Origin of the sequence: Ancylobacter sp. FA202 (assembly GCF_000380205.1) — a bacterium.
Lineage (GTDB): Bacteria > Pseudomonadota > Alphaproteobacteria > Rhizobiales > Xanthobacteraceae > Ancylobacter.
This window is the reverse complement of the sequence record NZ_KB904819.1, coordinates 67,041-91,032: the sequence shown is the minus strand read 5'-3', so window position 1 is coordinate 91,032 and position 23,992 is coordinate 67,041. Positions and strand designations below refer to the sequence as shown.

Sequence of the window (23,992 nt, the reverse complement as noted above, 5' to 3'; positions counted from 1 at the left end):
GGCTCACCTCACGGCGGGATCGGAGGCGGGAAAGAGAATGCGGGCCAATGTGCCGCCCGACGGGCCCGGGCCGATCTCGAACCGCGCGCCGTGCAGTTCGCAGATGCGTCGAACGATCTCCAGCCCGATGCCGAGCCCCCCGGCCCGCTTGTAGAAGCCTGGCGCGTCTTCGCGCGGCACGCCGCCGAAGCCGATTCCGTCATCGGCGACCTCGATCGTACCATCCGGCTGCGAGGCGACGCGGATGGTGACGCCCGTGCCGCCATGGCGCACCGCATTTTCGATGAGATTGCGTACCGCGTCACGAAGCAGCGGCGCATAGCCGGCAACCACGGGATCGGAGGAGGGCTCGAAGCCGATGGAGGCGCCGGCGCCATAGACGAAGGCCGCGATGGAGCCGATCAGTTCTTCCAGCATGCCGTCGAGAGCGACGGGCGCGAAGCCGCGCGTATCCGCCGCTTCCAGCCGGGCGAGGGCGACAATCTGCTCGAGGAAGCGCGAGAGTTCATCCACCTCATGGATCGCCTGCCGCGCGCGCGGATGATCGATCCGCTCCAGCTCCAGCCGCACCACGGCGAGCGGCGTGCGGATTTCGTGCGCGATGGCCGAGGTGAACAGCTTCTGCCCGGCGACCAGCGCCCGCACCCGTTCATAGGAACGGTTCACCGCCCCGGCGAGCTGGGCGATCTCGCGTGGCATGGCCTGCGTCGGCAGGCCACTCTGCGGCTTCATCGGGTCGAATTGCTCGGCGGCGAGCGCGGCCTCGCGCACCGGCTTCAGCGCCGCGTGGATGGAGTAGAGGCTGGCACCGAGCACGAAGATGAGCGTCATGCTCATCGGCACCAGCATGTGCTCGGTCACCTCATCGGCGAACACGCGCCAGAGCGCACCCTGCGGATCGCCATCAATGGCCACCTCGATAAAGGCGTGGCGCCCGCCAACATCCACCGTATGGCCCCCGGCAAAGGTGAGCGGGTAGCCCTCGGTGAGGATGCGCAGCCAGAAGCTCGGCGGGTTGAGATCAAGCGGGAGGAAATGCTCGGTGCAAGAGGCGTCGCAATGCGAGAACAGGATCACGCCGGAAGGGGTTCGCACGCGGGCCACATAGCCCGAACCCTTGACATCGTAGCGCCCGCGCAGACCGGCGGGCAGTGCGTAGCGCAGCCCGGTACCGGTGAGCGTGAAGCCCTCGGCCAGAGTCTGCGTCTCGCGCTCCAGCAGCAGCCGGGAGAGATTGTCAGGGTCGCCCGCATATTCGGCAACCACGGCAATAAGCTGCGCGACCATGGCCAGCAGCGTGAAAAGTATGATGCGCCGCGCCACGAGAACGCCGAGCGCGCGCCCCTTTCTGCGGTCCCTCCGCGTGGCCGCAGGCAGTGGGGCGGCGCTCATGTCTCGGTCTCTCGTAGAAGATAGCCGACGCCGCGCACCGTCTCGATGGCGATGCCAGCGTCATGGGCCGCGATTTTCTTGCGCAGACGCGAAAGATGCAGGTCGATGGCATTGGCGGAAATGTCCTCGTCGAAATCGGAGAGCTTGTGCTCCAAGACGCGCTTGGGCATCACTTTGCCGAAGTCGCGCATGAGGATTTCCAGCACGGCGCGCTCGCGCGGCGTGAGAGGCAGGATATCCTCGCCGCAGCTCACTTCCAGCCGCGAGAGGTCGAAGCGCAGCCTCCCGGCCTCCAGCACCGGCGCCATTGTGGGGGCCCGGCGCAGCAAGGCGCGCGAGCGGGCCAACAGCTCGCCATTGTTGAATGGCTTGGTGAGGTAGTCGTCGGCGCCGGCATCCAGCCCGGCGATGCGCTCGTCGATCGCCCCTCGGGCGGTCAGCACAAGGACGGGCGTGGTGCTGCGCTTGCGGCGCAGGGCCCGCAGGAAGTCGAGCCCGTCGCCATCGGGCAGGCCGAGATCGAGCAGCACGAGGTCATAGGCGTTGGTGTCGACGGCGAACTGCGCCTCCTCCAGCGAGCCCACCGTGTCGATCCGCCAGCCGGCCTGCCGGATCGTCTCGCTGACTAGCTCGCGCAGGCGCACACTGTCTTCCACCAGGAGGAGCCTCATGATCGGCTCCCCCTGGCTGGGGTCAGGCGCGGCGCTTGCGGCCGGTGATCATCGCCAGCACGAGGTTCTCGCGATGACGCCGGCTCTCGATCAGGGCCGCCGCCGCGTGCAGGAGCGCCATCACCAGGATGGAATTGGCGAGCCATTCGTGCGTCTCCTCCAGCCAGTCCGCGCCCCAGAAGGCGTCGAGGCCCATCATCCAGCCGCTGACGCAGGTGGCGGCCAGCAGCGCCATCAGCGCGAGCATCATCACCGCGCCGGCGGGGTTGTGCCCCAACATGCGCGGCTCGCGGCCCTTGGCAAGCGCCGATAGATACTGCGCAAGCCGGCGCGGGCCGGGAACGAACGCGGCGAAGCGGGCATAGGGCGTGCCGATGAAGCCCCAGATGACCCGCACCACCAGAACCGCAGCCACGACATAGCCGATGATCTCGTGCAGCGCCTCGCCGTCCTCGACGACGAAAAGGTTGAGCAGGCACCCGGCAACGACGGTCCAGTGGAAAATCCGGACCACCGGATCCCACACCATGACCTCCGGCGCGGGCAACGCCTCCCGGGGGGAATGGGCCGGGCCGCCTGAGGCGGCACCGACGGAGGGGAGGGTGCCGCTCATCAGTCGATCTCGGACTTCACGACCGCGCCGGAGACCGGGTTGAAATAGACCTCGGCCTTCTTGCCGTCCTTGGTGTAGCCGTAGATCTCGTAGCAGCTGCCGGAGACCTTGAAGGTCTTGATCTTCTGATAGCCCATCTCAGCGACCTTCGCCTTCATGGCGTCTTCGGTCATCCATTTGTCCTTCGCCTCGGTTGTGCAGGCCGGGCCGGCATAGGCGGCGATCGGGGCGGCGATCGGGGCGATCAGGAAGGCGGCGGCGAGACCGGTGGCGATCATACGCATCTGGTGAAATCCTCTGGCACATCGGCGGGCTGCCGACACGAGAGAGATCGCCGCGTCAACCTGTCGACTTACTGTCGCTTGTCGCAAGTTCAGCCCTGAAAGCCGTCGCCCGCCCTGGACAGCATCCCGACTGGCAACCCGCGCCATACAGGCGCCTGACGTCGCATGGGGATTGGGATACGGCTGGATTGTCAACGCATCGGTCCGCGCTGAGCTCAATCTCATCGGCCCCAGAAAGGCTGGAGAATGCTTGCCCTTCCGGGGTGTTTACCAAAATACTTGCTGTGAGAGAAAAATATAAGGCATGGTATTATGTGGTATAATGAGCGTGTAGGCAGAGACGAATACGAATTTAAATTACTCAAATCGATCTCATTTACCCAAAGATCATTGCCCCGATCCATTTGCGACAGCATGATCCCGAAGCTTCGCAGTGCCAGGGCGTCGTGATCCGCGTTCTCATCCATCGTCGCCGCTGCGAGAGATGCCTTGGCCAGCTCGATCGTCGGCCAGAGCGGCCGGGTGGCCGAGGTCAGATGGCCCCAGGCGTCGATGGAATTCGGGATGGTTTGGTCTGGTGCCGCCGAAGGAATGCCCGCTGCCTTGAGGCCAAAGTGGAAAAGGCGCCAGGCCAGTTGGAGCGCAGGTTTCGAGCCGGTTCTCGTGGCATAGACGAAGAGAAGCCACGCCCATTCGAAATGATGGCCAATCTCCCTCTGCCGCTTTTCGGGCGCGAGGGCGTCCCATCGGGGACCATACCACTCATCGATAGCGCCATGCTCGTCCACGAGGCGCACCGCCAGATCGACGATCCGTTCAGCACGCTCAAGCCATCCGCCGCCCGGATCGACGGCGGCGAGCATTTGACAGGCTTCGAAGAGGTGCATTTGCGGGTATTGCAGGCGGAGAAGACCTGCCCCCGCCGGATCGCGATACCCTCCCAAGGGATCGAGCCAGTCGCTGTCGAGGTGCGCAGCGATCTCCTGGGCGACGGCCAGCCCTGCCGTCCTGCCGGTCGCCGCGCTATAGCCGCCAAGCGCCAGAAGGACAAAGGCGATATCGTAGAGATCGCCGCGCGGATCGAGGACCTGCCCGTCGCGGCCCACACGATGCGCGAAATGCCCTGATGACAGGCGGCAGCTGTCGAGGAGAAAAGCCAGGCCATGCTCGGCGCCGCGTAGCGTCTGCGGCGACCCGTCGAACTGATAGGCCATGCTGAAGGTGTAAACGAGACGTCCCGTCACCATGGTGGTGTGTTCGCTCGGCAGGGGCTGTCCGTGCGCCGTCGCGGGGATCTCCTCCACATAGCCGCGAAGGCCCGGCTGGCAGGTGCGCTCGACCCAGCGCGGAATGAACCGATCTTTCAGCCATGCCGAAAGATCCGCGGGGGGCGCAGGCGCGACAAGGTTGGTCATCGGGCGGCTTTGACTCTGGCCCGGCTCACATCACCGCGCCGATCTGCCAGGGCACGAACTCGGCGTCGCCATAGCCGAGCCGCTCCGACCTGGTGCGCTCGCCCGATGCCACGCGCAGAAGGGCATCGAAGATCTCGCGGCCCTTTGCCTCAAGCGACACGCCCTCGAGGATCTCACCGCAGTTGATATCCATGTCGTCAGTCATGCGGTGGTATATCTCGCTGTTGGTGGCAAGCTTCAGCGATGGCACCGGCTTGCAGCCAAATGCCGAGCCCCGTCCCGTCGTGAAGCAGATGAGGTTGGCTCCGCCGGCGACCTGACCGGTGGCCGAAACCGGATCGAAGCCGGGCGTGTCCATGAACACGAGGCCGTGCGTGCGCACCGGCTCGGCATATTCATAGACGGCCTGCAAAGCGGCCTGGCCGCTCTTCGCGACGGCGCCGAGCGACTTCTCCAACAGGGTGGTGAGCCCGCCAGCCTTGTTGCCGGGAGACGGGTTGTTGTTCATCTCGGCGCCGTTACGCGCGGCGTAGTCCTCCCACCAGCGCAGCCGCTTCATCAATCGGTCTCCGACGCCCGGGGACGCGCGGCGCACCAGAAGATGCTCGGCACCGTAAATCTCCGGGGTCGCGGAGAGGATTGACGTGCCCCCATCGCGTACCAGCAGGTCCGAGGCGAAGCCAAGCGCGGGATTGGCGGTGAGGGCGGAATAGCCGTCGCAGCCGCCGCATTGCAGGCCGAGCATGAGTTCGCTGGCCGGGCGCGTCTCGCGCCGCGCGGACGCCGCGCGCGGCAGCATCTCGCGGATGGTGCCCACGATCTGCTCGACGGTGCGGCGGGTTCCGCCGGCCTCCTGGAGGGTCAGCGTCCGGAAGCCGTCGCTCTCCTCGACCCCGCATTCCTGCTTCATCCGGGCGATCTGCAGCACCTCGCCGCCGAGGCCGACCATCACCACGGCGGCGAAATTGGGATGGCAGGCATAGCCCCACTGCGTCCGGCGGAGGACCTCGTAGCCTTCGCTCCGCTCGGCGAGGCCGCAGCCTGTGCCGTGAATGATCGGCACCACGCCGTCTATGTTCGGGTAGGCGTCCAGCACCCCCAAGCGGAGGAGCGTGTCGGCGGCAAACCGGGCGACGCAGGCGGCGCCGTTCACCGAGGTGAGAATGCCGATGTAGTTTCGCGTGCCGGTACGCCCGTCGCGGCGGCGATAGCCCTGAAAGGTCGACGGCACTCCGAAGGCAGGCTGGTCGGCCGCGTATGTGCCCGTGCCAAAGTCGGCATGCGGCAGAGCGGTCAAACTCACATTGTGGACATGCACCCATTCGCCGGGGGCGATGTCGGCGCACGCCAGACCGATCGGCTGTCCGAATTTTATGACCGGCTCGCCGATACCGATCCGGCGCAGCGCCATTTTGTGCCCGCGCGGAATCTTGTCGCGGGCCAAGACCCCGCTGGCGCGGTCGCCGGGCAGGATAGCGTCCACCGCGACGACGAGATTGTCGGCTCCGTCGAGCCGAAGGATGCGCGGCTCTGCCCGAAACGAGGATAGGTATAGGTCGCTCATCGCCTACCGTTCAGTTTGCCTTCTCTGATATGCTAATATATTAGTGTGGACATGCCAACCATGAAGTGCCCGGAGCCGCGGCTCTCCTCGTCCCCCCTTCAAGGAACCCCGATGCGGGCCATCCCGGCCTCCGCGCGCATTTATGAATTGCTGCGCGAGCGCATCGTCGGCGGTGAGATGCCGCCGGGCGCCTCGGTGTCGGAGAAGGAGCTGGCCGAGCGCTATGGCGTCAGCCGCACGCCGGTGCGCGAGGCGCTGCTGCGCCTTGCCGACGAGCGGCTGATCGACATCTTCCCCCAGCGCGGCACCTTCGTGTCGCATATCAGCGTCGAGGCGCTGCGGGACGGCATGGTGATCCGCGAGGCGCTGGAGCGGGTGGCGGTCCGCTACGCCGCCTCGAAGGTGACGGATGCCGACATCGCGGAGCTGCGCCTCATCCTCGACCGGCAGCAGGCCAGCGAGCAGGCCAGCGACTGGGCCGGCTTCCACACGGAAGACGAGGAGTTCCACCGGCGCATCGCCATCCTGTCCGGACATCCCAATCTCTGGCGGGTGGCGCGGCAGGAGAAAGTTCAGATCGATCGCTGTCGCGTGCTTCATCTGCCCATCTCCGGTCGCCGCGAAATGGTGATGGCCGAGCACCGCGCGATCCTCGCCGGCCTCGCCGCGCGCGATCCCGAAACCGCGGACCGGGCGATGGCGGAGCACCTCGGCAATGTGCTGCCGGGCCTCGACGAATTGCTGCGCGCGCGTCCCGACTATTTCGACGCCGATGCGCGTACCACGTCCGAGGGCGAGCCGGCCGCCGTGCCGCTTCGTGCCGTGCGGCGCAAGGACCGGTCCACGCGATGAGTTCGCTGCCAACACCCTTCGCGCTACGGCTCTCGACGGCGTCGCTGGGGCGGCTCCCATCGGGCGCCGCGCGTCCGGCCTATGATCGCGCCAGCCAGCGCGTCGGCATCGTCCATCTGGGGATCGGGGCGTTCCACCGGGCGCATCAGGCCGCCTTCGTCGACGACCGCATGAGGGCCGGCGAGCGCGATTGGGCCATTCTCGGCGCGAGCCTGCGATCGCCGGAAACGCGGGACGCCCTGGCACCGCAGGACGGTCTCTACACGCTGGTCGAGCGCGACGAGGAAGGCGATCACGCGCGGATCATCGGCTCGGTATCGCGCCTGCTGGTCGCGCCGGAAGCGCCGGCCGCGCTGCTCGACGCGATGAGCGCCCCGCAGGTGCGGATCGTGTCATTGACGGTGACGGAGAAGGGCTATTGCCATGATCCCGCAACCGGCGATTTGCGCGAGGACCATCCCGATATCCTGCATGACCTCGCCATGCCCGGCCTGCCGCGCAGCGCGCCCGGATTCCTGGTCGAGGCGCTGGCACGCCGTCGCGCGGCGGGCATCCCGCCCTTCACCGTGCTGTGCTGCGACAATCTCCCGGCCAACGGCAGGCTCGTCCGGCGCATCGCCAGCCGGCTGGCCGGTCTTCGCGACCCGGGTCTCGGTCACTTCGTAGAGAACGAGGTGGCGTTCCCCTGCACAATGGTCGACCGGATCGTCCCGGCGACGACGCCTGCCGACCGCGACACCGTCGAGGCACGGCTTGGAGTGACCGATGCGTGGCCGGTCGTGACCGAGCCTTTCCGGCAGTGGGTGATAGAGGACGACTTCCCCGGCGGCCGTCCGCGCCTTGAGGAGGCGGGTGCCGAACTTGTCGCCGATGCCGCTCCCTATGAGACGATGAAGCTGCGCCTGCTGAACGGCTCCCACTCTTCGCTGGCCTATCTCGGCTATCTCGCCGGCCACGAGACCGTAGCGGAGGCGATTGCCGCGCCAGGCTTCGCCGCCTTCATTCGCGGGCTCATGGACATTGAGGTCACCCCGACGCTGGATGTACCCGCACACGCCGATCTCGCCGCCTACAAATCCGCGCTGCTCCGCCGCTTCGCCAATCCCGCGCTGCATCATCGGACGTGGCAGATCGCCATGGATGGCTCGCAGAAGATTCCCCAGCGCCTGCTTGCGACCATCCGCGCCCGCCTCGCCGATGGCGCGCCTATCTCGCGTCTCGCGTTGGCGCTCGCAGCGTGGATGCGCTTCGTGAGCGGCGTCGACGAGCAGGGCCGGGCGATCGATGTGCGCGACCCATTCGCCGGGCGCCTGCGCGCGCTCGCCGATGCGGCGGGGCCGTCGCCGGCGGCGTTGGTTCCGAGCCTGCTCGGCGTGCGCGAGATCTTCGACCCCGGCCTCGCGGCCGATCCGCGCCTCGTCCGCGCGGTCCGCGAGGCGCTGTCGACCCTTTACCGGATCGGCGCCGGACGCGCCGTGGCGCAATTCGTAGACACGCAGGAGGCAGGACGATGAGACAGGGCTGGCGCTGGTTTGGCCCGAGTGATCCCGTGACGCTCGACCATGCCCGGCAAGCGGGGGCGACCGACATCGTGTCCGCGCTACATGAGGTGCCACCGGGCGTCGCCTGGACCCGCGAGAAGGTCGAGGAGCGGCGCGCCGTCATCGAGGACGGGCCCGGCAACCGGACGCACCTGCGCTGGTCCGTGGTCGAGAGCATCCCCGTCGCCGACGCCATCAAGCGCGAGGGGCGGGACGCGCGCGCCGCCATCGATGCCTGGATCGCCAGCCTGGAGGCTGTGGCGGCGGTAGGGCCGCATGTGGTCTGCTACAATTTTATGCCCGTGCTGGACTGGACGCGCACCGACCTCGACTGGCCGCTGGCAACCGGCGCGACGGCCCTGCGTTTCGACCAGAACCGTTTCGCCGCCTTCGACCTTTACGTGCTGAAGCGGCCGGGCGCCGCTGCGGACTATGACGACGCGCAGCAGGCGGCAGCGCGGAAAGTTGCCGAGACACTCAGCGATGACGACGTCGCCAGCCTGATCCGCACCGTGCTGGCCGGCCTTCCCGGAGGCACCACCAAGGGGCTGAGCCTCGACGAGTTCGGTGAGTATCTCGCGGCTTACGCCGCGATCGATGCCACGCGACTGCGGGCCAATCTGATCGCCTTCCTGGAGATCGTCGCCCCGGTCGCGCAAACGCTCGGGGTGAAGCTGACGATTCACCCCGACGATCCGCCGCGCCCGCTGTTCGGCCTTCCGCGCGTCGCCTCGACGGCCGCCGACTTCGCCGCGCTGTTCGCCGCCGTGCCCTCACCCGCCAATGGCCTGTGCTTCTGCACCGGCAGTCTCGGCGTGCGCGCCGACAACGACCTGCCGGCAATCGCAGAGCGGTTCGCCGAACGCATCCACTTCACCCATCTGCGCGCCACACGCCGCGACACGGACCAACTCGGCTTCCAGGAGGCCGACCATCTCGAGGGCGATGTCGACATGCCGGCCGTTCTCGCCGTGCTGATGGCGGAGAACCGGCGGCGGGGCGAAGACGAGACGATCGTGCTGCGCCCCGACCATGGGCACCGCATGCTGGGCGACCTCGCCACCGACGAGGTGCGCAATCCCGGCTACACCGCCGCCGGGCGGATGAAGGGGCTGGCGGAGCTGCGCGGCATCATGCGCGTGCTGGACCGGCTGCCCGACGCGGCGCTCGCCGCCTTCCGCTGACGCACAAGCGCTTCAACAGCAAAGGCCGCGCTTCCGGATCGGCGGCGCGGCCTTTCTTTTCGCGGCCGTCGGCTCAGGCGGCGGACTTCTTTACTCGGGCGACGATCTGCGTCGGGTTGACGAAGCGCAGCGCCACGATCAGCCAGATCAGCGTGCTCAGCATGTAGATCACGGCCATGGCGTCGATCGACTGGCCCGCCCGCACGCCGGCGGCAAACACCGAATAATAGAGCGCCACGACCAGCGTTTGGCTCGACGGGCCGGCGGTCAGAAAGGTCAGTTCGAACATCGACACCGTCCGCACCATCGCCAGCAGCGTCGCGGCCAGAATGCCGGGCACCAGCAGCGGCACGAGGACGTGGATGAACAGCCGGCCCGTTCCCGCGCCGAACACCCGGGCGGCCGCCTCGACCTTGGGGTCGATCTGCTCGATGAACGGGATCATCAGGATGACGGTGAACGGCACGGTCGGCACCAGATTGGCGACGATGACGCCCCACATCGTACCGGCCAAGCCGACCTTGTAGAGCACCGTCGCCAGTGGAATGCCGAAGGTGATGGGCGGCACCAGCAGCGGCAGCAGGAACAGCACGATCACCAGCGGCTTGCCCGGGAACTCCCGGCGCGCCAGCGCATAGGCCGCCGGCACACCGATCAGTGCCGAGAGCAGCACCACCGCCCCAGCGATCTGGAAGGTCACCAGCAGCACGTCGCCGAGCTGGAATTCCTTCCAGGCGGAGGCATACCAGCGCAGGGTGAAGGCCGCCGGCAGCCAGGAACTGAGCCAGCGCGTGCCGAAGGAATTGATGACGACGGTCGCGATCATCGCGAGGACATTGATCACGAAGAAGATGACGAAGGCCCAGACGAGCGTCCGCCATAGCCGTTCCAGCGCGCTTTCCATGGCCTCACCCTTTCCCGCCGCCGACCGGGCCCTTGTAGAAGAGCCCTCGCGCCGTCAGCACCAAACCGACGAAGCCGAACTGCACCACCGCCATGATCATCGCGATGGCGGAGGCGTAGGAGTAATCATACTGCTCGAACGCCGCCTGCGCCGCCGCGAACGAGATCACCCGCGTCTCGCCGGCGGGGGCGCCCAGCATCACCGCCGAGGGGAACACCGAAAAGGCGTCGACAAAGGCGAGGCAGAACGTCACCGCCAGCCCCGGCACGATCAGCGGCAGCACGATGTGACGAAACCGGCTCCGGGCGCGGGCGCCAAGCGTGGCGGCGGCCTGTTCCAGTGCTGGGTCGATGCCTGAGATCATCGACAGGGTGAGCAGGAAGGTGAAGGGGAAGCCGGTGATGACGAGCGAGATAAACACGCCCCAGTAATTGTGCACCAGGCGGATGGGGCGGTCGATCAGGCCGATGAGGATGAGCGTGCGGTTGAGCCAGCCCTGCGGGCCGAGATAGTTCAGCAACCCTTCCGCCACCAGCACCGTGCCGAGCGTGATCGGCAGCACGAGAATGGTGGTGAGCAGGCGCTGGCGCTTCATGTGCCGCACCTGCATCGCCACCGGCACCGAGAGCGCGATATTGAGCAGCGTCACCGGCAGCGCGAGGCGCAGCGTCAGCCAGATCGTGCCGTACATGTAGGGGTCGGCGAAGAACTTGGTGTAGTTGCCGAGCCAGCCCCCTTCCTTCGGCGCGAAGGACAGCAGCAACCCGTAGATGAAGGGGTAGACGAACAGCAGCACCACGAACAGTGCGGCGGGAAGGACAAGCAACGTCACCCCGTCAAGGCCACGGTCGGCAAGGGTGCGCCGGCGCGGGCGGCGGACAGCGCTCATCCCACGCCCCCCGCCGCATAGACCAGCGTCCGCTCGGCCGGCGCGCCAAGCCGCACCGCCGCGCCGACACCAAGCGGCTCATCGGTGCGGAAATAGAGTTCCGCGCCGCCCGGCCCGGTTGCCGTGCCATAATAGGCCTCGCCGCGATATTCGAGCCCGGTCACCTCGGCCTGGATCGGCCCGTGCGCCATCGGCACGAGATCGGCCGGCCGGATGGCGACGAGAACCCGCTCGCCCGCGACATCCACCGCCTGGCCACGCACCGCGCCGGCGAAGCCGCAATCGACCTCGACCTCCTCGCCCTCGCGGCGCACCAGCCGGCCGGGCAGGGCGTTACGGAAGCCCATGAACTCGGCGACATCGGCATGCAGCGGCCGCCGGTAGAGGTCCTGCGGCGTTCCGATCTGCCGCACCTCGCCATCGCGCAGCACGACGATGCGGTCGGCGAGCGAGAGCGCCTCGTCCTGGTCATGGGTGACATAGATCGTCGCCGAGCCGAGCAGGCGGTGGATGCGGCGGATTTCCGCGCGCATTTCCAACCGCAGCTTGGCATCGAGATTGGAGAGCGGCTCGTCCATCAAGACGAGGGGCGGCTCCACCGCGATGGCGCGGGCGATGGCGACGCGCTGCTGCTGCCCGCCGGAGAGCTGGCCGGGAAGCTTGGCGCCCTGGGAGGTGAGACGCACCACGTTCAGCGCCTCGTCCACCCGCCGCTCGATCTCGGCCTTCGGCACGCCGCTCATCTGCAGGCCGAAGCCGACATTGCGGCGCACGCTCATATGGGGAAACAGCGCGTAGTTCTGGAACACCATGCCGAAGCCGCGCTCCTCCGGCTTCAGCGTGTCGATGCGCTTCTCGTCGAGCCAGATGGCGCCGTCGCTGAGCGACAGGAGCCCGGCGAGGCAGTTCAGCGCCGTGGACTTGCCGCAGCCCGAAGGGCCGAGCAGGGCGATGAACTCGCCGCGCTGGACGGTAAGGCTGATCTCCTTCAGCGCGTTGTGCGCGCCGAAGTTCCGGCTCATGCCGTCGAGCCGGAGCTCGCGAAAGCCGGCGGATGCTATCGCCATCGCGCTTCAATCCTGCTGGTAAAAACGAGGGTCAGAGCCTTCCGGCGGGCCGCGCGGACGCGGCCCGCCGGACGCGCGTCACTTCTTCATCTTCGCCGCGCCGATCTCGCGGTCCCACTTGTCGAACATCGCCACGAGGGGCTTGGCATCCAGCGGGGCTTCGGTCGGGTTGTCGGCGATCAGCGCCGCATATTCGGGCCGGCCGAACTTGGCGATGGTTTCCTGGCTCTCCTTCGGCGCCATGTCGAGCGTCACGCCCTTGATGGCCGGGCCGGGATACATGTAGCCATGGTCATACATGTAGGCCTGCTGCGCCGGCTTGAGCAGGAACGCCATCAGTTCCAGCACGACCTTGAGCTTCTCCTCGGAAATTCCCTTGGGGATCGCCATGTAATTGGCATCGCCCACCCAGGTGAAATTCTTGAAGGCGCCGATCTTATACTCTTCCGGCACGATGCCGAGATAGCGCGGGTTGATGTCCCAGCCGGTGGTGGTGGCGATGATGTCGCGCGTGCCGTTGGCCAGTTCCTTCATCGAGGCGGTGGTGCCGGCGGTGTAGTATTCGATGCAGGTGTCGAGTTCCTTCAAGTAGGCCCAGGTCTTGTCCCAGCCCTTGATCGGGTCCTGCGGGTCCTTGTCGCCGAGCAGATAGGGCAGGCCCATCACGAAGGTGCGGCCGGGGCCGGAATTGGCCGGGCGGGCATACATGAACTTGCCCGGATTGGCCTTGCAATAGGCCAGCAGCGCCGCCGGCGTGTCGGGCAGCTCCTTCACCCGGTCGGGGGCGTATTCGAGCAGCGGGCCGGAGGGATACCAGTCGATGACGAAGGCTTCGCCCCGGGCCATCTCCTGCATCAGATAGGCGCCGGGAATGTAGAGTTCCTTCAGATTGGGGAACTTGTCGGCGTATTTCGGCAGGATCTGCAGCCACAGCCCCTGTTCCATGCCGGCGGCGAGCGCGTCATTGCCGGTGAGCACGAAGTCGATATCGACCCGGCCGGCTTCCTGCTGTGCCTTCAGCTTGCCGGCAAGCTCCGGCGCCGTCGCCTGGGTAAAGATGAACTTCGAGACCAGCTCGGGATGCTCGGCCTGGAACTTTTCGAGCGCCGGCTGGCTGACCTGGAGGTCGCCGGCGACATCGATCACGCTGATCACCACGGGCTCGGCCATGGCACCGAAGCTGGTCGCGACGAGCAGGGCGCCCGCGGTCAGCAGGCTGGATTTCCAACGCATAAGGGACATTCGTTCTCTCCACTCTGGTTGTTGTCGGCGATCGGCACTGCAAGGTGCGGACTCAGGCGTTCGCGGCTGCGGTCTTCTTGCTGAGACGGCTTGCGGCGGCGCTATCGAGGAAGGCGTGGCAGGCGGGGTGCTGCTGGAGGATGGAGGCCGGCCACATATTGGTGACGGGACCTTCCAGCACATGCTGCACCGCCTCGGCCTTGCGCTCGTCCGGGACGGTGAGGACGATGAGGCGGCTGGAGGCGATGCGCTGCACCGTCATCGAGATCGCCTCAAGCGGCACGTCCTCAAGGGTGGGGAACCAGCCTTCGCCAAATTGCTGGCGACGGCAGCGTTCTTCCAGCTCGACCACCTTATAGGCGACGGTCGAGGTGAAATCGGCGGGGGGATCGTTGAAGGCGAGATGGCCGTTCTCACCGATCCCGGCGAACATGACGTCGATCGGGTGCGCGTCGAGCTCGGCATTGATGCGGGCCAGCTCGGCGTCGAGATCCGGCGCGTCGCCAGCGATGAAATGGAAGGCGCCCAGCGTCGGCAGCCGGCCGGTGAAGCGCTCCTTCAGATATTTGCGGAAGCTGGCCGGGTGGGTCTCCGGCATGCCGATATACTCGTCGAGATGGAAGGCCGTGACCTTCGACCAGTCGATGCCGGGCGCGGCGACCAGCGCCTCAAGCATCTCGAACTGGCTCGCGCCGGTGGCGATGACGACATTGGCCCGGCCGCGCGCGGCGATGGCTTCGCGCAGGGCGGCCGCGCCGAAATCGGCCGCCCCCAGGCCGTTCGCCGTCTTGGTTTCAAAGAGGTGGATGTCGATCATGGTCACTTCCTGCTGGACGGATCGGGCTCGGCCGGCGCCCTGGCCTTGGCCGAGGGCCGGCGCGACGCACGGATCGTTTGGGCCGGCGCGTGGGCGTGAGCCGGCGGTTGCGCGGGGGCCGGGCCGGTGGAACTGCGAATGACGAGCTCGCCTGTTATGACGTGGCGGTCGGTTGGCGGCGCGGGATTGGCGAAGCCGTTGAGCAGCAGGTCGACGGCGTTGGCGCCGGCGATGGCGCAGCGCGCGTTGACGCTGGTGAGCGGGGGGTAGGTGGTGGCGGCGATGATGTCGTCGCAGCCGACCACGCTGAAATCGCCGGGCACCGACAGGCCGCGCTCGGCGAGCCCGGCCATGATGCCCTGCGCCACCACATCGTCGACCGCCAGCGCGGCGGTGACGCCGGCGTCCAGCAGGCCGGACACGCAGTCGCGCCCCGCCTCATGGCTCGGCCTTCCGGCGTCGATCTGCACCACGCTGAGCCCATGGGCGGCGCCGGCGGCCGCGACGGCACGCGCGCGCTGCTGGCTCGACCATGACGAGCGCGGCGCCCCAACATAGGCGATCGCCCGGTGGCCGAGCCCGGCCAGAAGCGCGACGGCGGCGGTGAAGCCCGGGCCGGTGTCGACCAGCACGCGGCTGATCCCCTCAAGGTCGCGATTGATCACCACCACCGGCTTGCGCGCGGCATGCTTGCGGATGAGCGGCTCGTCGAGGCGGGGGGAGGCGAGCACGAAGCCATCCACCTGCGCGGCGAGCTTGCCGAGCAGCACGTCCTCCAGATGCGCGGTTTCGTCGGAATCGCCGAGGAAGGTGGCGTAGCCGCGCTTATAGGCCTGCGCCTGCGCGCCGCGCATCAGCGCGGAGAAGAACGGATTGGCCACATCGGGCAGGATCAGCGCGATGTTGCCCGCGCGCCCGGTCGAGAGCGCCCGCGCCACCTGATTGGGCACATAGCCGAGGCGCCGGGCCGTGCCGAGCACCTTCTCCACCGTCGCCGGCGTCAGCAGTTCCGGCTGGGAAAAGGCCCGCGACACCGTCGCCTGCGACACGCCGGCTTCACGCGCGACGAGGCGGATGGTGGGAGCAGGCCGATGTGCGGGCGTGTTGGTCACGTTTTCTCACTGATGAAACCGGTTTCATGGTGAGAATGAAACCGGTTTCATTCGGTGTCAATGGCGTTTTGACGCGCGGAGGGGGGCACCGTTGCCGGCACCCCCCTCACACGCACTCGGACTCACCAGGAGAAGCGGATGCCGCCCCAGAGCTGATGGTTGTCGCTGCCGCTGCCGAGTTCCGCGTCATAGCTGGCGAACAGCGTGGCGTTCTCCATGATCTGCGCCTGCGCCCCGATGCCGATGAGGGCGCTGTCGCGCGACTCCGGCGCTCCGTACACGGTGAACGACGCCCAGGGCGCGGCGGAGAAGGCGGCGGTGAACGGGCGGGTGGCGTCGCCGAACTCGTGCACCCAGCCGAACCGCGCGCGCAGCTCCGTCGCGATGCCACCGATATCCAGCCGGGTGCTGAAATCGGCGCCCAGCGTGGTGCGTACCGAGGTCAGCGTCTGCCCGCTCGCGGTCAGGTTGAAATCGCTGAAGCCGGTTTCGCTGAAGCCGCCCTGGTTGACGCTCACCACCTGCAGCCGGCCGAACGGCGTGATCGCGCTGGTGGAGCTGGCGTCGATCGGGAAGCGGTAGCCGGTTTCGATCTGGCCGAGGAACTGGTTGGAGGAGGAGGCGCCATTGGCGATGCCGAACACGCCGGGCACCGCGATCTTGCGCTCCAGCTCATTGCTGGCATAGGCGTAGCCAAGCAAACCGTCGACATAGAGCGGGCCCTCCGCGAAGGAGCCATGCAGGGCGACGCTGCCCGCCTGCGTATCGCCATCGCCCATGAAGCCGTCGACCGACTGCGAGCCGCCGACATAGGCGCCGGCGATGCCGATCTGCACGCGCGGATCGACCCGGTAGCCGATGCCGAAGGCGGTGCCGCCCAGCGCATAGGAGAGATCGGCGGCGTTGCCATTGCCGTCGACGCTGCCGGTGGTGCCGATGCCGCTGACCCAGCCGCTGAAGCGGGACTGCCCGTCGAGGCCGGGCGCATCGAGGGCGACGCTCTGCACGCCGCCAAAGGCCGCGCCGCGATCATTCGCCATCTGGCGGCCCACCGTGTTCATGAACAGCTGGCTGGCCCGCATGTTCACCGTGGCGAAGTCGGCATAGGGCTGACCGCTCAGCTGCTGCAGCGCGGCGGCGCCGGAGCCGACAGGCACATTGGCGAGCGCATTGATGAGGCCGGCAGCGGTGCCGCTGGCCGCCACCAGATCGAGCACGCTGCCCACCGCCTGCTGGTTGGCCGTAACACCGGCGGAGCGGAAGGCGTCGGCTGCGAAATCGAGGGTGAGGTAGAGGTTCTGCGGATCCGAAAACAATTCGGGGGAAAGGAAGGCGGTGCCGCCGGTGATCGAGTCGAAATGCGCCGTGCCGCCGCCCTCGGCGGTGACGATGGTATAGATGGTGCCGGGCGTGTAGTCGCCGGGCTCCATTATGACGCTGAGGGTGCCGGCCTTGATGGTTGCCGTATGGCCGGCACCGATGACGATGACGCGGTCGCTCTCGCCTTCGGCATTCACCTCCACCACCATCTCGCCATCGTCGAATTCGAAATCGCCGTTGATAGTGATGTGGCCGATGGAGTTGCCGGGATTTATCTTGCCACCATTGTTGGTGACCTTGCCGTTGATTCGGCTGCTTCCCTCAAGCGTGCCACCCTTGTTGACGACCACGTCGCCGTTCAGCGTGCCATTCACAGAGAGGAGGCCGTCATATTCGATATTGGTGCCGTTGCCGGCGCTGTTCAGGATGCCCTTCAGGGCAAGGGTGCCATAGATAGTGGTGCCGTCGCCGGCCGTGTTAAGCGTTCCGTTCAAGACGAGGGTACCGGTATTGACCGTGGTGCCGCCAAGGGCGCTGTTGGTGCCATTGAGGGTCAACGTCCCCTTGCCGTTCTTGGCGAGCTCTCCGTCGCCTTCAAGGCCGCCGGCATAGGTCCCATCGACAGTCTCCTTGAAGGTCAGCATCGCCCCTTCGGCGATATGGATCTTGCCGACGAGGTTCTTGCTTGAACCCTCAAGAGTACCTTGCTGCACATCGAAGGCGTAGCCGTCAGCCAGCCCGGCAAACTTGGTCTCGCCGGTCAGGACGAGGTTGCCCACGCCTGTCTTTACGACGGTGCCATAGCCCGTTTCGGTGCCGAGGCCGGTGATGTTGCCCGCGAAGGTACTTTCGCCGACGCTTGCCTGGTTGAAGACGATCGAGCGGGCATTGGTATTGTTCGCGTTGTAGTCGAAGATGATGTTGCCCTTCAGCGTGTCGGTGTTGCCTATGATGGTGCCGCCGCTGTTGGTGATGCCGGCATAGGTGCTGGTGCCGTTGAGCACGAGCGTGCCGGTGCCCAGCAGGCTGAGGATGGTGCCGCTGATCGGGCCGGTGAGGGTAAGCGTGGTGCCGCTGTCGAGCTGGAAGCCGCCGCCCGGAACACCGCCAAGTTTGATCGCCCGGGCGATGGTGAAGCTCTCGGTCGCCCAGAGATGCCCATTCTCGGAAAGCTCCAGCCCCGCACCCGCCGCACCCAGCTTGGCGTCGGAGGCGACCTGCAGCGTGCCGGCGCGCACAGCCGTGCCGCCCGTGGCGTTGTTGGTGCCGGTGAGGTTCACGATACCGCCGCCGGACTTGATGAAGGTGCCGTTGCCGCTGATGGTGCCGGCATAGACCAGCGGATGGAGCGCGGAGGAGAGCCCGCCCGAGCCGACGATGTTGAGGTTGCGGGTCATCGTCAGGTTGGGCGCGGCATCGGCCGTTGTGCCGACGACGCCGCCACTCTGCAGCGTGATGGCCTGTCCAGCCGTGCCGAGATTGGCGTCGGTGGTGAAGAGCGCCTGGGCGTTGCTGCCGATGACGCGCAGGCCGCCGGTGAAGGTGTTGTTCGCCGCCAGAACGACGGTGTTGCTGTTGACGTCCAGCTGGCCGGAGCCACTGATGACGCCGCTCATCGTCGCGACAGCGTTGTTCGGGGTGGTGCCGCCCGTTGCCGCGAGCCCGCCACTGCCGGTGATCGTGATCGCCTTGTTGAACGCCGTCGCCCCCGTGCCAAGCATCAGCGTGCCGCCGTTAAGACCGAGGGTCGACGAGGGGCCAAAATTGCTGGCGGTGGTGGTGACGAGGGTGCCGCCGCCCGTGACCGTGGTGGCGCCCGCAATGGTGCTGGTTGCGCTCAAAGCGAGCTTGCCGCCGCCACTGACGGCGACAGAGCCGGTGCCGGTGATCGCGCCCGTATAGGTGCCGTCGAAGGACTGATTGAAGATCAGCGCCGCATTGTTCTCGATATTGCCCGCGAGGCTCTTGCTGTTGCCCTGCAAGGTGCCTTGCTGCACCAAGAATTCCGCCGTGCCCGCAACCTGGGACGTGAAGTTGCTATCGCCCATCAGGGTGAGCGTGCCGGCGCCGGTTTTGACGACATTGCCAAGCCCCGGGGTCGAGCCGGTGCCGCCGATAGTGCCGGTGAACGTGCCGTCCGTGGCTTGATCGAAAACCACCTGGCGGGACGTCGTGTTCGCGGCGTCGCTGTCGAACCGGATGCCGCGCCCGAGCGAGGAGGAATTGCCCTGCAGGGTGCCGCCATAATTCGCGAAGCCGGCGTGGGAGTTCGCGCCGGTGACGACGAGCGTGCCCTGGCCTGTCTGGTTGACAGTGCCGCCGGTGATCGTGCCGCTCAGGCCGAGGGTCGTTCCCGCCCCGAGGTCGAAGCCGCCCCCGCCCGTCCCCACATTGATGGCCCGCCCGGTGGTGAAGGACTGCGAGGCCAGCAGGCGGCCATTGTTGGACAATGCCAGCGTGCCGGCGGCATCGCCGAGCCGTGCGTCGGAGTCCACCTTCAGGGCGCCGCCCTGGATCGAGGTTCCGCCGGAATAGGTGTTGGTGCCGCTGAGTTCGACGACATTGGCACCGCTGACGACCAGCGTCCCGGTGCCGCCGATGGCGCCGGACCAGTTCACGGCATGCTGCGCGCCAGTAATGCCGCCGGTGCCGGTGACGGTCAGGTCGCGGTTGGTGGTGAAATTGGCCGCCGCATTCGCCGCCGCGCCGATCAGGCCGCCCTCTGTCACGGTGACGGCCCCACCGGCGGCGCCGAGATTGGCATCGGCGGTGAACAGCGCCGTCGCGCCGCCGGTTACGTTCAGGCCGCCGCTGAAGGTGTTGCTGCCGGCCAGAGCGACCGTGCCGGCATTGACGTCCAGCGCGCCGGCGCCGCTGATGATGCCGCTGAGCGTCGCGATGCCGCCGCTGGAACCCACGCTGCCCCGGTTCGTGAGCGTGATCGCATTGGCGAGACCGACCCCGCTGCCAAGCAGCAGCGCGCCATTATTGAGAGCGACAGTGCTCGCCGCGGCGATGTTGTTGGCGGCGGTGACTTCGACCGTTCCGTTGCCGGTCACCGAGGTGAGGCCGGTATAGGTGCTGGCGCCGGTGAGCGTCAGCTTGCCCCCGGTGACCGTCATCGCGCCGGTGCCGGACATGCTGCCGGCATAGGTCCCGGCGGCCGTCTGATCGAACACCACGCTGGCATTGTTGACGATGCCGCCCTTGAGGCTCGTTGCGTTGCCGCGCAGCACGCCGCCGCTCACCGTGGTGCCGCCGGTGTAGCTGTTGGCGCCGGTGAGGGTGAGGGTGCCGGCGCCGGTCTTCACCAGTCCCCAGCTGCCGGCATTGGCGCCGGTGCCGCCAAGACCTGTCTGATCGGTGATGGCGTCGGCAATGGTCTGCGTTTCGCCCGCTGCCGGGGCCAGATTGAGCGTGCCGTTTCCGGCGAGGAACAGGCCGGCGCCGGCGGCGCCGCCATTGCCACCGGCGCCGCCGCTCCCGCTAGCGCCCGGTGTACTGATGCCGCCCGTCCCCCCCGCGACCGTGTTGTCCGCAATCGTCAGCGTGCCGGTGACGGACAGCTGGCCGCCATCCTGAACGAAGATGGCGCCGCCCATTCCGGCGCCGCCGCCGCCGCCGCCATTGTACCAGTTGACGCTGGTGCCCCCGGCGGCCCTGCCGCCGCCGCCGTTTCCGCCGAGAAATCCGCCGGTGCCAATATTATTGTCCAGGGAGCCGCCGCCGCCGCCGCCAAAGCCGCCATTGCCGCCTTTTGCGAATCCGACACTGCCACTGCCGCCGCCGCCGGCGCCCCACTGGCCGTTCCCGCCATTGCCGTCACCGCCGCCGATGGGGCCGCCATGCCCAACGGCGCCGCCCGTGGAGGTCTGTCCGCCGCCCGCGTTGGGGCCGCTGCCGCCGCCTCCGCCGCCCTGGGAGTTGGTGTGTCGATAATCCGTGACACCAACGCCGCCATTGCCGCCGACGGCACTGTTGTTCTTCAGGATCACGTTGCTGAGGGTCACATTCGCGGCCGCGCCGACAAAAAGTCCGGCGCCCGTGCCCGCCCCGCCACCGCCGCCACCGCCGCCGTTACCGCCGCTTGTCCCCTTGGTGGTCAGGTTGGACAGATCGAGATTCTGGATCGTCACCGTGCCGGACTGGACATAAAGCCCGTTGGCGTTCGCCCCTTCCTTGCCCAGCAGTTTGTGGCCATTGCCGTTGATGGTGACATTGGTCTTGATGACGCCGGCCTTGCCCTTGCCGCTCAGCTCGATATCGGCGGTGAAGGTGATCGTGTCGCCATTGGCCGCGCGGGTAACGGCGTCGGCGAGCTGGGCCTCGTTGGCGACATTGAAATTGGCCGCCTGCGCCGGCGTCGCGGCAAGGCCGAGCCCCAGGGCCATCAGCAGCGCGGGCAGCGTGCGCGCTGCGCCCGAGGAGAGGCCCGTCTGGCCGAGCCAGGCCTGCGCGCGCAGGGGGTGGCGACGGACGGGGGCAACAGGAACGAACATCGGCATATTCCCATGAAACGGTGAAAGACGAGGCCCGGCGCTTCCTGTTGCGGAAGCGGCAGGGCGCGGGTCTGCTGTCGCGGCGCGGGCCAGCGCCCCGCGGTCGAAGGGATGGAGAGGGTGAGGAGCTGCGGCGCCGCCACCGATCCGGCCGGACGCCTCAGACCGATCTCGCGATCAAAGCCGGCGCGCGAGCGTCCGCGAGCGGCTACACCGGATGCGCCGCGGTCGGGGCCGGGACCAGAGCCGGACATGCACGCGGCGTGTTCGCGCTGCCCTGTGCGTGATGCCGCCCGCTTGCGGCGACGGCCACGACCACCCAAGGTCGCCTTCCGCTTTTCGCGATCATGCCCCGCTCCCGCCCTTGATGGCCCTTCAAACCGAGGGCCGATGATCCGCATTCACAATCAGAAGAGGTAATTTGAAACCGTGTAAAACGGGCTAGCGTTACTCGTGTCGTGCCATCCCCTCCGTATCCGCCTGACACAGGCCATGTCGAAACTCGTCGGTTGCTGCACGTTTATTCGGAGCTGACGGCGCGACTACCGTCAGGTCAGCAATAGCAGGCGATTGTTTGCAGATTATTTGAAAATATGAGCAAATGTAGCGTCCAGACGGGCGAACAAATTGGCGGGGGTATTATATGCCCGTCCGGGCCGTCTGGAGCGCGAGACCTCGGGCGTTGCGGGAACGCCGGAGGGTAGGCCATGGAGCTGTTGCTTTGCCGGCACATCGGGATGATCGCTTGCATGCATCCGGCATTTGTTTGCCTGCTAATGGCAGACGGCCTATTACCTTTCGTTAGGTCCGATGCCCGTCGCGACCGTCGAGCGGAGCGGCGTACGTATTCCTCGTGCCGGGTCGGGCGCACCGACTGGGAAGGCGGGGGCGAGTTCAGGGGGACGCGGCATGCGGCAGACAGAAGGCCTGGTATTCGGCGACGTCATACTGGATCACAGCTGCCTGTTTGCTCATCGCGACGGCAAGCAGATACGCTTCACCCGCAGCGAGCGATCGCTGCTTCTGGCCCTGTCCCGCAACCCGCATCGCCTGATGCGGCGCAGCCAATTGCTCGACGTCGTCGCGTCGGCGGATTCCGACACCTCGGACCGCAACGTCGATTTTCTCATCAATCGGCTGCGGTCAAAGCTGGGCGACAGCGCGAAAGCCCCTAAATACATCGCCACGCAGTATGGCGAGGGCTATGTCTGGATCGCCACCCAAGCGCCGCCGGCGACGGCCAGGACGGGTCTCGCACCGGCCCTCAGCCTTCTGGCCGTCGTCCCTGTCGTTCCCCGGCGCGACCAGGGACTGGGCACTCCCGCCGAGCTCATCGCCGGACAATTGCGCGACGCGATTGCAGCCAAGGTCGGCGCGGGCCAGACGGTGATCGTCGCCGGGAGCGAAGAGGGCGCGGGAGCGCGCTACGTGCTGCAGATCAGCCTTCAGGAGAGCGGCGGCCGCCTGGACTGCACCGCCTCTCTCCGGGAGATGTCCTCACGGCGCATCATCCGGGCGTCTCGTCTGGAATTGGGCGACGCCGGCGCGACGTTGCTCCCGCCTGAGATCGAGCGCGCGTCGACACGCATCAGCGAGGCGCTGCAGAGAAGCTTGGCCGAGGCCTCCGAAGGGCTGGGCACGCCCACCGACCAACCGCTCGACATCCGCTTTCGCAAGGCAACGACCCTGTTGTCGGCCTCAAATCCGAAATGGCTGGAGAAGGGCCTGCAACTACGCACGGCGCGGGAGCAGAACCCGGCCAGTGCCGACATCGCGCTGCAATGGGGCCTGCATCTGTTCGCACGCCTCGTGCTCACCAATCCCTTCACCGGCATCAGCCGTGGCGAGCGCGACGATCTGGAGAGCGAGATCGAGGCGACCGCCCTTGAGTGCCTGCCGCTTGTCGAGAGCAATCCCCTGCTGATGCTGGCCGCCGCCAAGCTGCTCTATTTCGTCGATCGCGGCCATCTGGAACTGGCGGAGGACCTTGCCGAGCGCGCCTTTGCCCGCACGTCCGACTCTGCCGCCGCCTTGCCGCTGCTCGGGCAACTGCGGCAGGCGCGCGGCGAGTTCGTCGCGGCGGTGGCCTTCTTCGATCGCGGCATCGGGATGGCGGACCCCGATTCCGAGTTCGAACTGCACATGCGCGTTCTGAAGTGCATCGCGTTGCTGGCGGCCGGCGACGGCGAGGCGCTGAAGGGGGCGGCGGCGTTCGCCTGCGACAGCCCGCATTCGCCGCCGGATCTCGCCGTGATGGTCGCCGCGCTGGTCACGCCGGCCGGCCAGCAACTGCCGGCGGTCGTCACCGATGTGCTGATCGCGGCCGGTCGCGAGGGGGCTCGCAACGCGATCGACTACACCTACATGACCTCGGTGCGCCATCTCACCTCGTCGCAGGCGCGCGCCAACATCCTGCGCGAGCTTGTCGGCCGTGTGAGCGCGCTGCACGGCAGGGATGTCGTGCCACCCTTTGTGCGGATGGCAACGGGCCTGGCGGCGACGAGTTGAGCGCGCTGTCGCCGCAGTGCTTTTCGATGCGCCTTTCAAATAGTGCGCAAACAATTGCCTGCTAGCGGTGACGTGAGCGCCCGCCGCGCCTGAGTGAGACGATGCCACGGCATTTACC

17 protein-coding genes are annotated in these 23,992 nt (G+C 67.3%); 4 read left to right on the top strand and 13 right to left on the bottom strand.

The genetic code is table 11. From position 1 onward, the window contains the following. Positions 1 to 3: 3 nt before the first annotated feature. The 6 genes from A3M1_RS0123880 to A3M1_RS0123855 form a co-directional block, all read right to left on the bottom strand. On the bottom strand, positions 4 to 1,392 hold the full coding sequence (locus tag A3M1_RS0123880) for a HAMP domain-containing sensor histidine kinase (protein ID WP_018391514.1): 1,389 nt from the start codon (positions 1,390 to 1,392) through the stop codon (positions 4 to 6). Beyond that, the gene (locus tag A3M1_RS0123875) at positions 1,389 to 2,063 is read right to left on the bottom strand and encodes a response regulator transcription factor (protein WP_018391513.1); all 675 of its coding nucleotides are present in this window, start codon (positions 2,061 to 2,063) and stop codon (positions 1,389 to 1,391) included. The genes A3M1_RS0123880 and A3M1_RS0123875 overlap by 4 nt, the downstream gene beginning before the upstream one ends. 22 nt (positions 2,064 to 2,085) lie before the next feature. After that, the gene (locus tag A3M1_RS0123870) at positions 2,086 to 2,676 is read right to left on the bottom strand and encodes a cytochrome b/b6 domain-containing protein (protein WP_018391512.1); all 591 of its coding nucleotides are present in this window, start codon (positions 2,674 to 2,676) and stop codon (positions 2,086 to 2,088) included. Beyond that, positions 2,676 to 2,960, bottom strand: coding sequence for a PepSY domain-containing protein (locus A3M1_RS0123865; RefSeq protein ID WP_018391511.1), 285 nt, complete (start codon positions 2,958 to 2,960; stop codon positions 2,676 to 2,678). Before A3M1_RS0123865 ends, A3M1_RS0123870 begins: the two co-directional genes overlap by 1 nt. Before the next feature lie 221 nt (positions 2,961 to 3,181). Continuing rightward, the gene (locus A3M1_RS0123860; protein ID WP_018391510.1) at positions 3,182 to 4,375 is read right to left on the bottom strand and encodes an AGE family epimerase/isomerase; all 1,194 of its coding nucleotides are present in this window, start codon (positions 4,373 to 4,375) and stop codon (positions 3,182 to 3,184) included. A gap of 25 nt (positions 4,376 to 4,400) precedes the next feature. Then, the gene (locus A3M1_RS0123855; protein ID WP_018391509.1) at positions 4,401 to 5,939 is read right to left on the bottom strand and encodes a UxaA family hydrolase; all 1,539 of its coding nucleotides are present in this window, start codon (positions 5,937 to 5,939) and stop codon (positions 4,401 to 4,403) included. Between the two features lie 111 nt (positions 5,940 to 6,050). Between A3M1_RS0123855 and A3M1_RS0123850 the strand changes: the two genes are divergently transcribed. From A3M1_RS0123850 to uxuA, 3 genes are read left to right on the top strand one after another with little or no spacing between them, the layout of a single operon-like run. Continuing rightward, positions 6,051 to 6,791 (top strand): GntR family transcriptional regulator, encoded by a 741-nt coding sequence (locus A3M1_RS0123850; RefSeq protein ID WP_018391508.1) that lies wholly within the window; start codon positions 6,051 to 6,053, stop codon positions 6,789 to 6,791. Further along, on the top strand, positions 6,788 to 8,305 hold the full coding sequence (locus tag A3M1_RS0123845; RefSeq protein ID WP_018391507.1) for a mannitol dehydrogenase family protein: 1,518 nt from the start codon (positions 6,788 to 6,790) through the stop codon (positions 8,303 to 8,305). Before A3M1_RS0123850 ends, A3M1_RS0123845 begins: the two co-directional genes overlap by 4 nt. Further along, positions 8,302 to 9,516, top strand: a complete 1,215-nt coding sequence (uxuA, locus tag A3M1_RS0123840; protein ID WP_026221487.1) for a mannonate dehydratase — start codon at positions 8,302 to 8,304, stop codon at positions 9,514 to 9,516. The genes A3M1_RS0123845 and uxuA overlap by 4 nt, the downstream gene beginning before the upstream one ends. Before the next feature lie 73 nt (positions 9,517 to 9,589). On the opposite strand, the gene A3M1_RS0123835 is transcribed toward uxuA, so the two are convergent. The 7 genes from A3M1_RS0123835 to A3M1_RS0123805 form a co-directional block, all read right to left on the bottom strand. After that, entirely contained in the window at positions 9,590 to 10,420 is an 831-nt protein-coding gene (locus A3M1_RS0123835; protein WP_018391505.1) for an ABC transporter permease, read from the bottom strand. Between the two features lie 4 nt (positions 10,421 to 10,424). Then, a complete protein-coding gene (locus tag A3M1_RS0123830; RefSeq protein WP_018391504.1) occupies positions 10,425 to 11,309 on the bottom strand; it encodes an ABC transporter permease in 885 nt (294 codons plus the stop codon). Continuing rightward, positions 11,306 to 12,376 (bottom strand): ABC transporter ATP-binding protein, encoded by a 1,071-nt coding sequence (locus A3M1_RS0123825; protein WP_018391503.1) that lies wholly within the window; start codon positions 12,374 to 12,376, stop codon positions 11,306 to 11,308. The genes A3M1_RS0123830 and A3M1_RS0123825 overlap by 4 nt, the downstream gene beginning before the upstream one ends. A gap of 78 nt (positions 12,377 to 12,454) precedes the next feature. Beyond that, positions 12,455 to 13,618, bottom strand: coding sequence for an extracellular solute-binding protein (locus A3M1_RS0123820; protein ID WP_018391502.1), 1,164 nt, complete (start codon positions 13,616 to 13,618; stop codon positions 12,455 to 12,457). Positions 13,619 to 13,670: 52 nt separating this feature from the next. Continuing rightward, positions 13,671 to 14,435 carry a glucosamine-6-phosphate deaminase gene (locus A3M1_RS0123815; RefSeq protein WP_018391501.1) on the bottom strand — a complete coding sequence of 255 codons (765 nt, stop codon included), beginning with the start codon at positions 14,433 to 14,435 and terminating at the stop codon, positions 13,671 to 13,673. A 2-nt stretch (positions 14,436 to 14,437) separates the two neighbouring features. Continuing rightward, positions 14,438 to 15,547, bottom strand: a complete 1,110-nt coding sequence (locus A3M1_RS0123810) for a LacI family DNA-binding transcriptional regulator (RefSeq protein WP_018391500.1) — start codon at positions 15,545 to 15,547, stop codon at positions 14,438 to 14,440. A 122-nt stretch (positions 15,548 to 15,669) separates the two neighbouring features. Further along, positions 15,670 to 21,366 (bottom strand): autotransporter domain-containing protein, encoded by a 5,697-nt coding sequence (locus tag A3M1_RS0123805; RefSeq protein WP_018391499.1) that lies wholly within the window; start codon positions 21,364 to 21,366, stop codon positions 15,670 to 15,672. A gap of 810 nt (positions 21,367 to 22,176) precedes the next feature. Here A3M1_RS0123805 and A3M1_RS25565 point away from each other — a divergent pair. Continuing rightward, a complete protein-coding gene (locus tag A3M1_RS25565) occupies positions 22,177 to 23,874 on the top strand; it encodes a helix-turn-helix domain-containing protein (protein ID WP_081621869.1) in 1,698 nt (565 codons plus the stop codon). Positions 23,875 to 23,992: the final 118 nt, after the last annotated feature.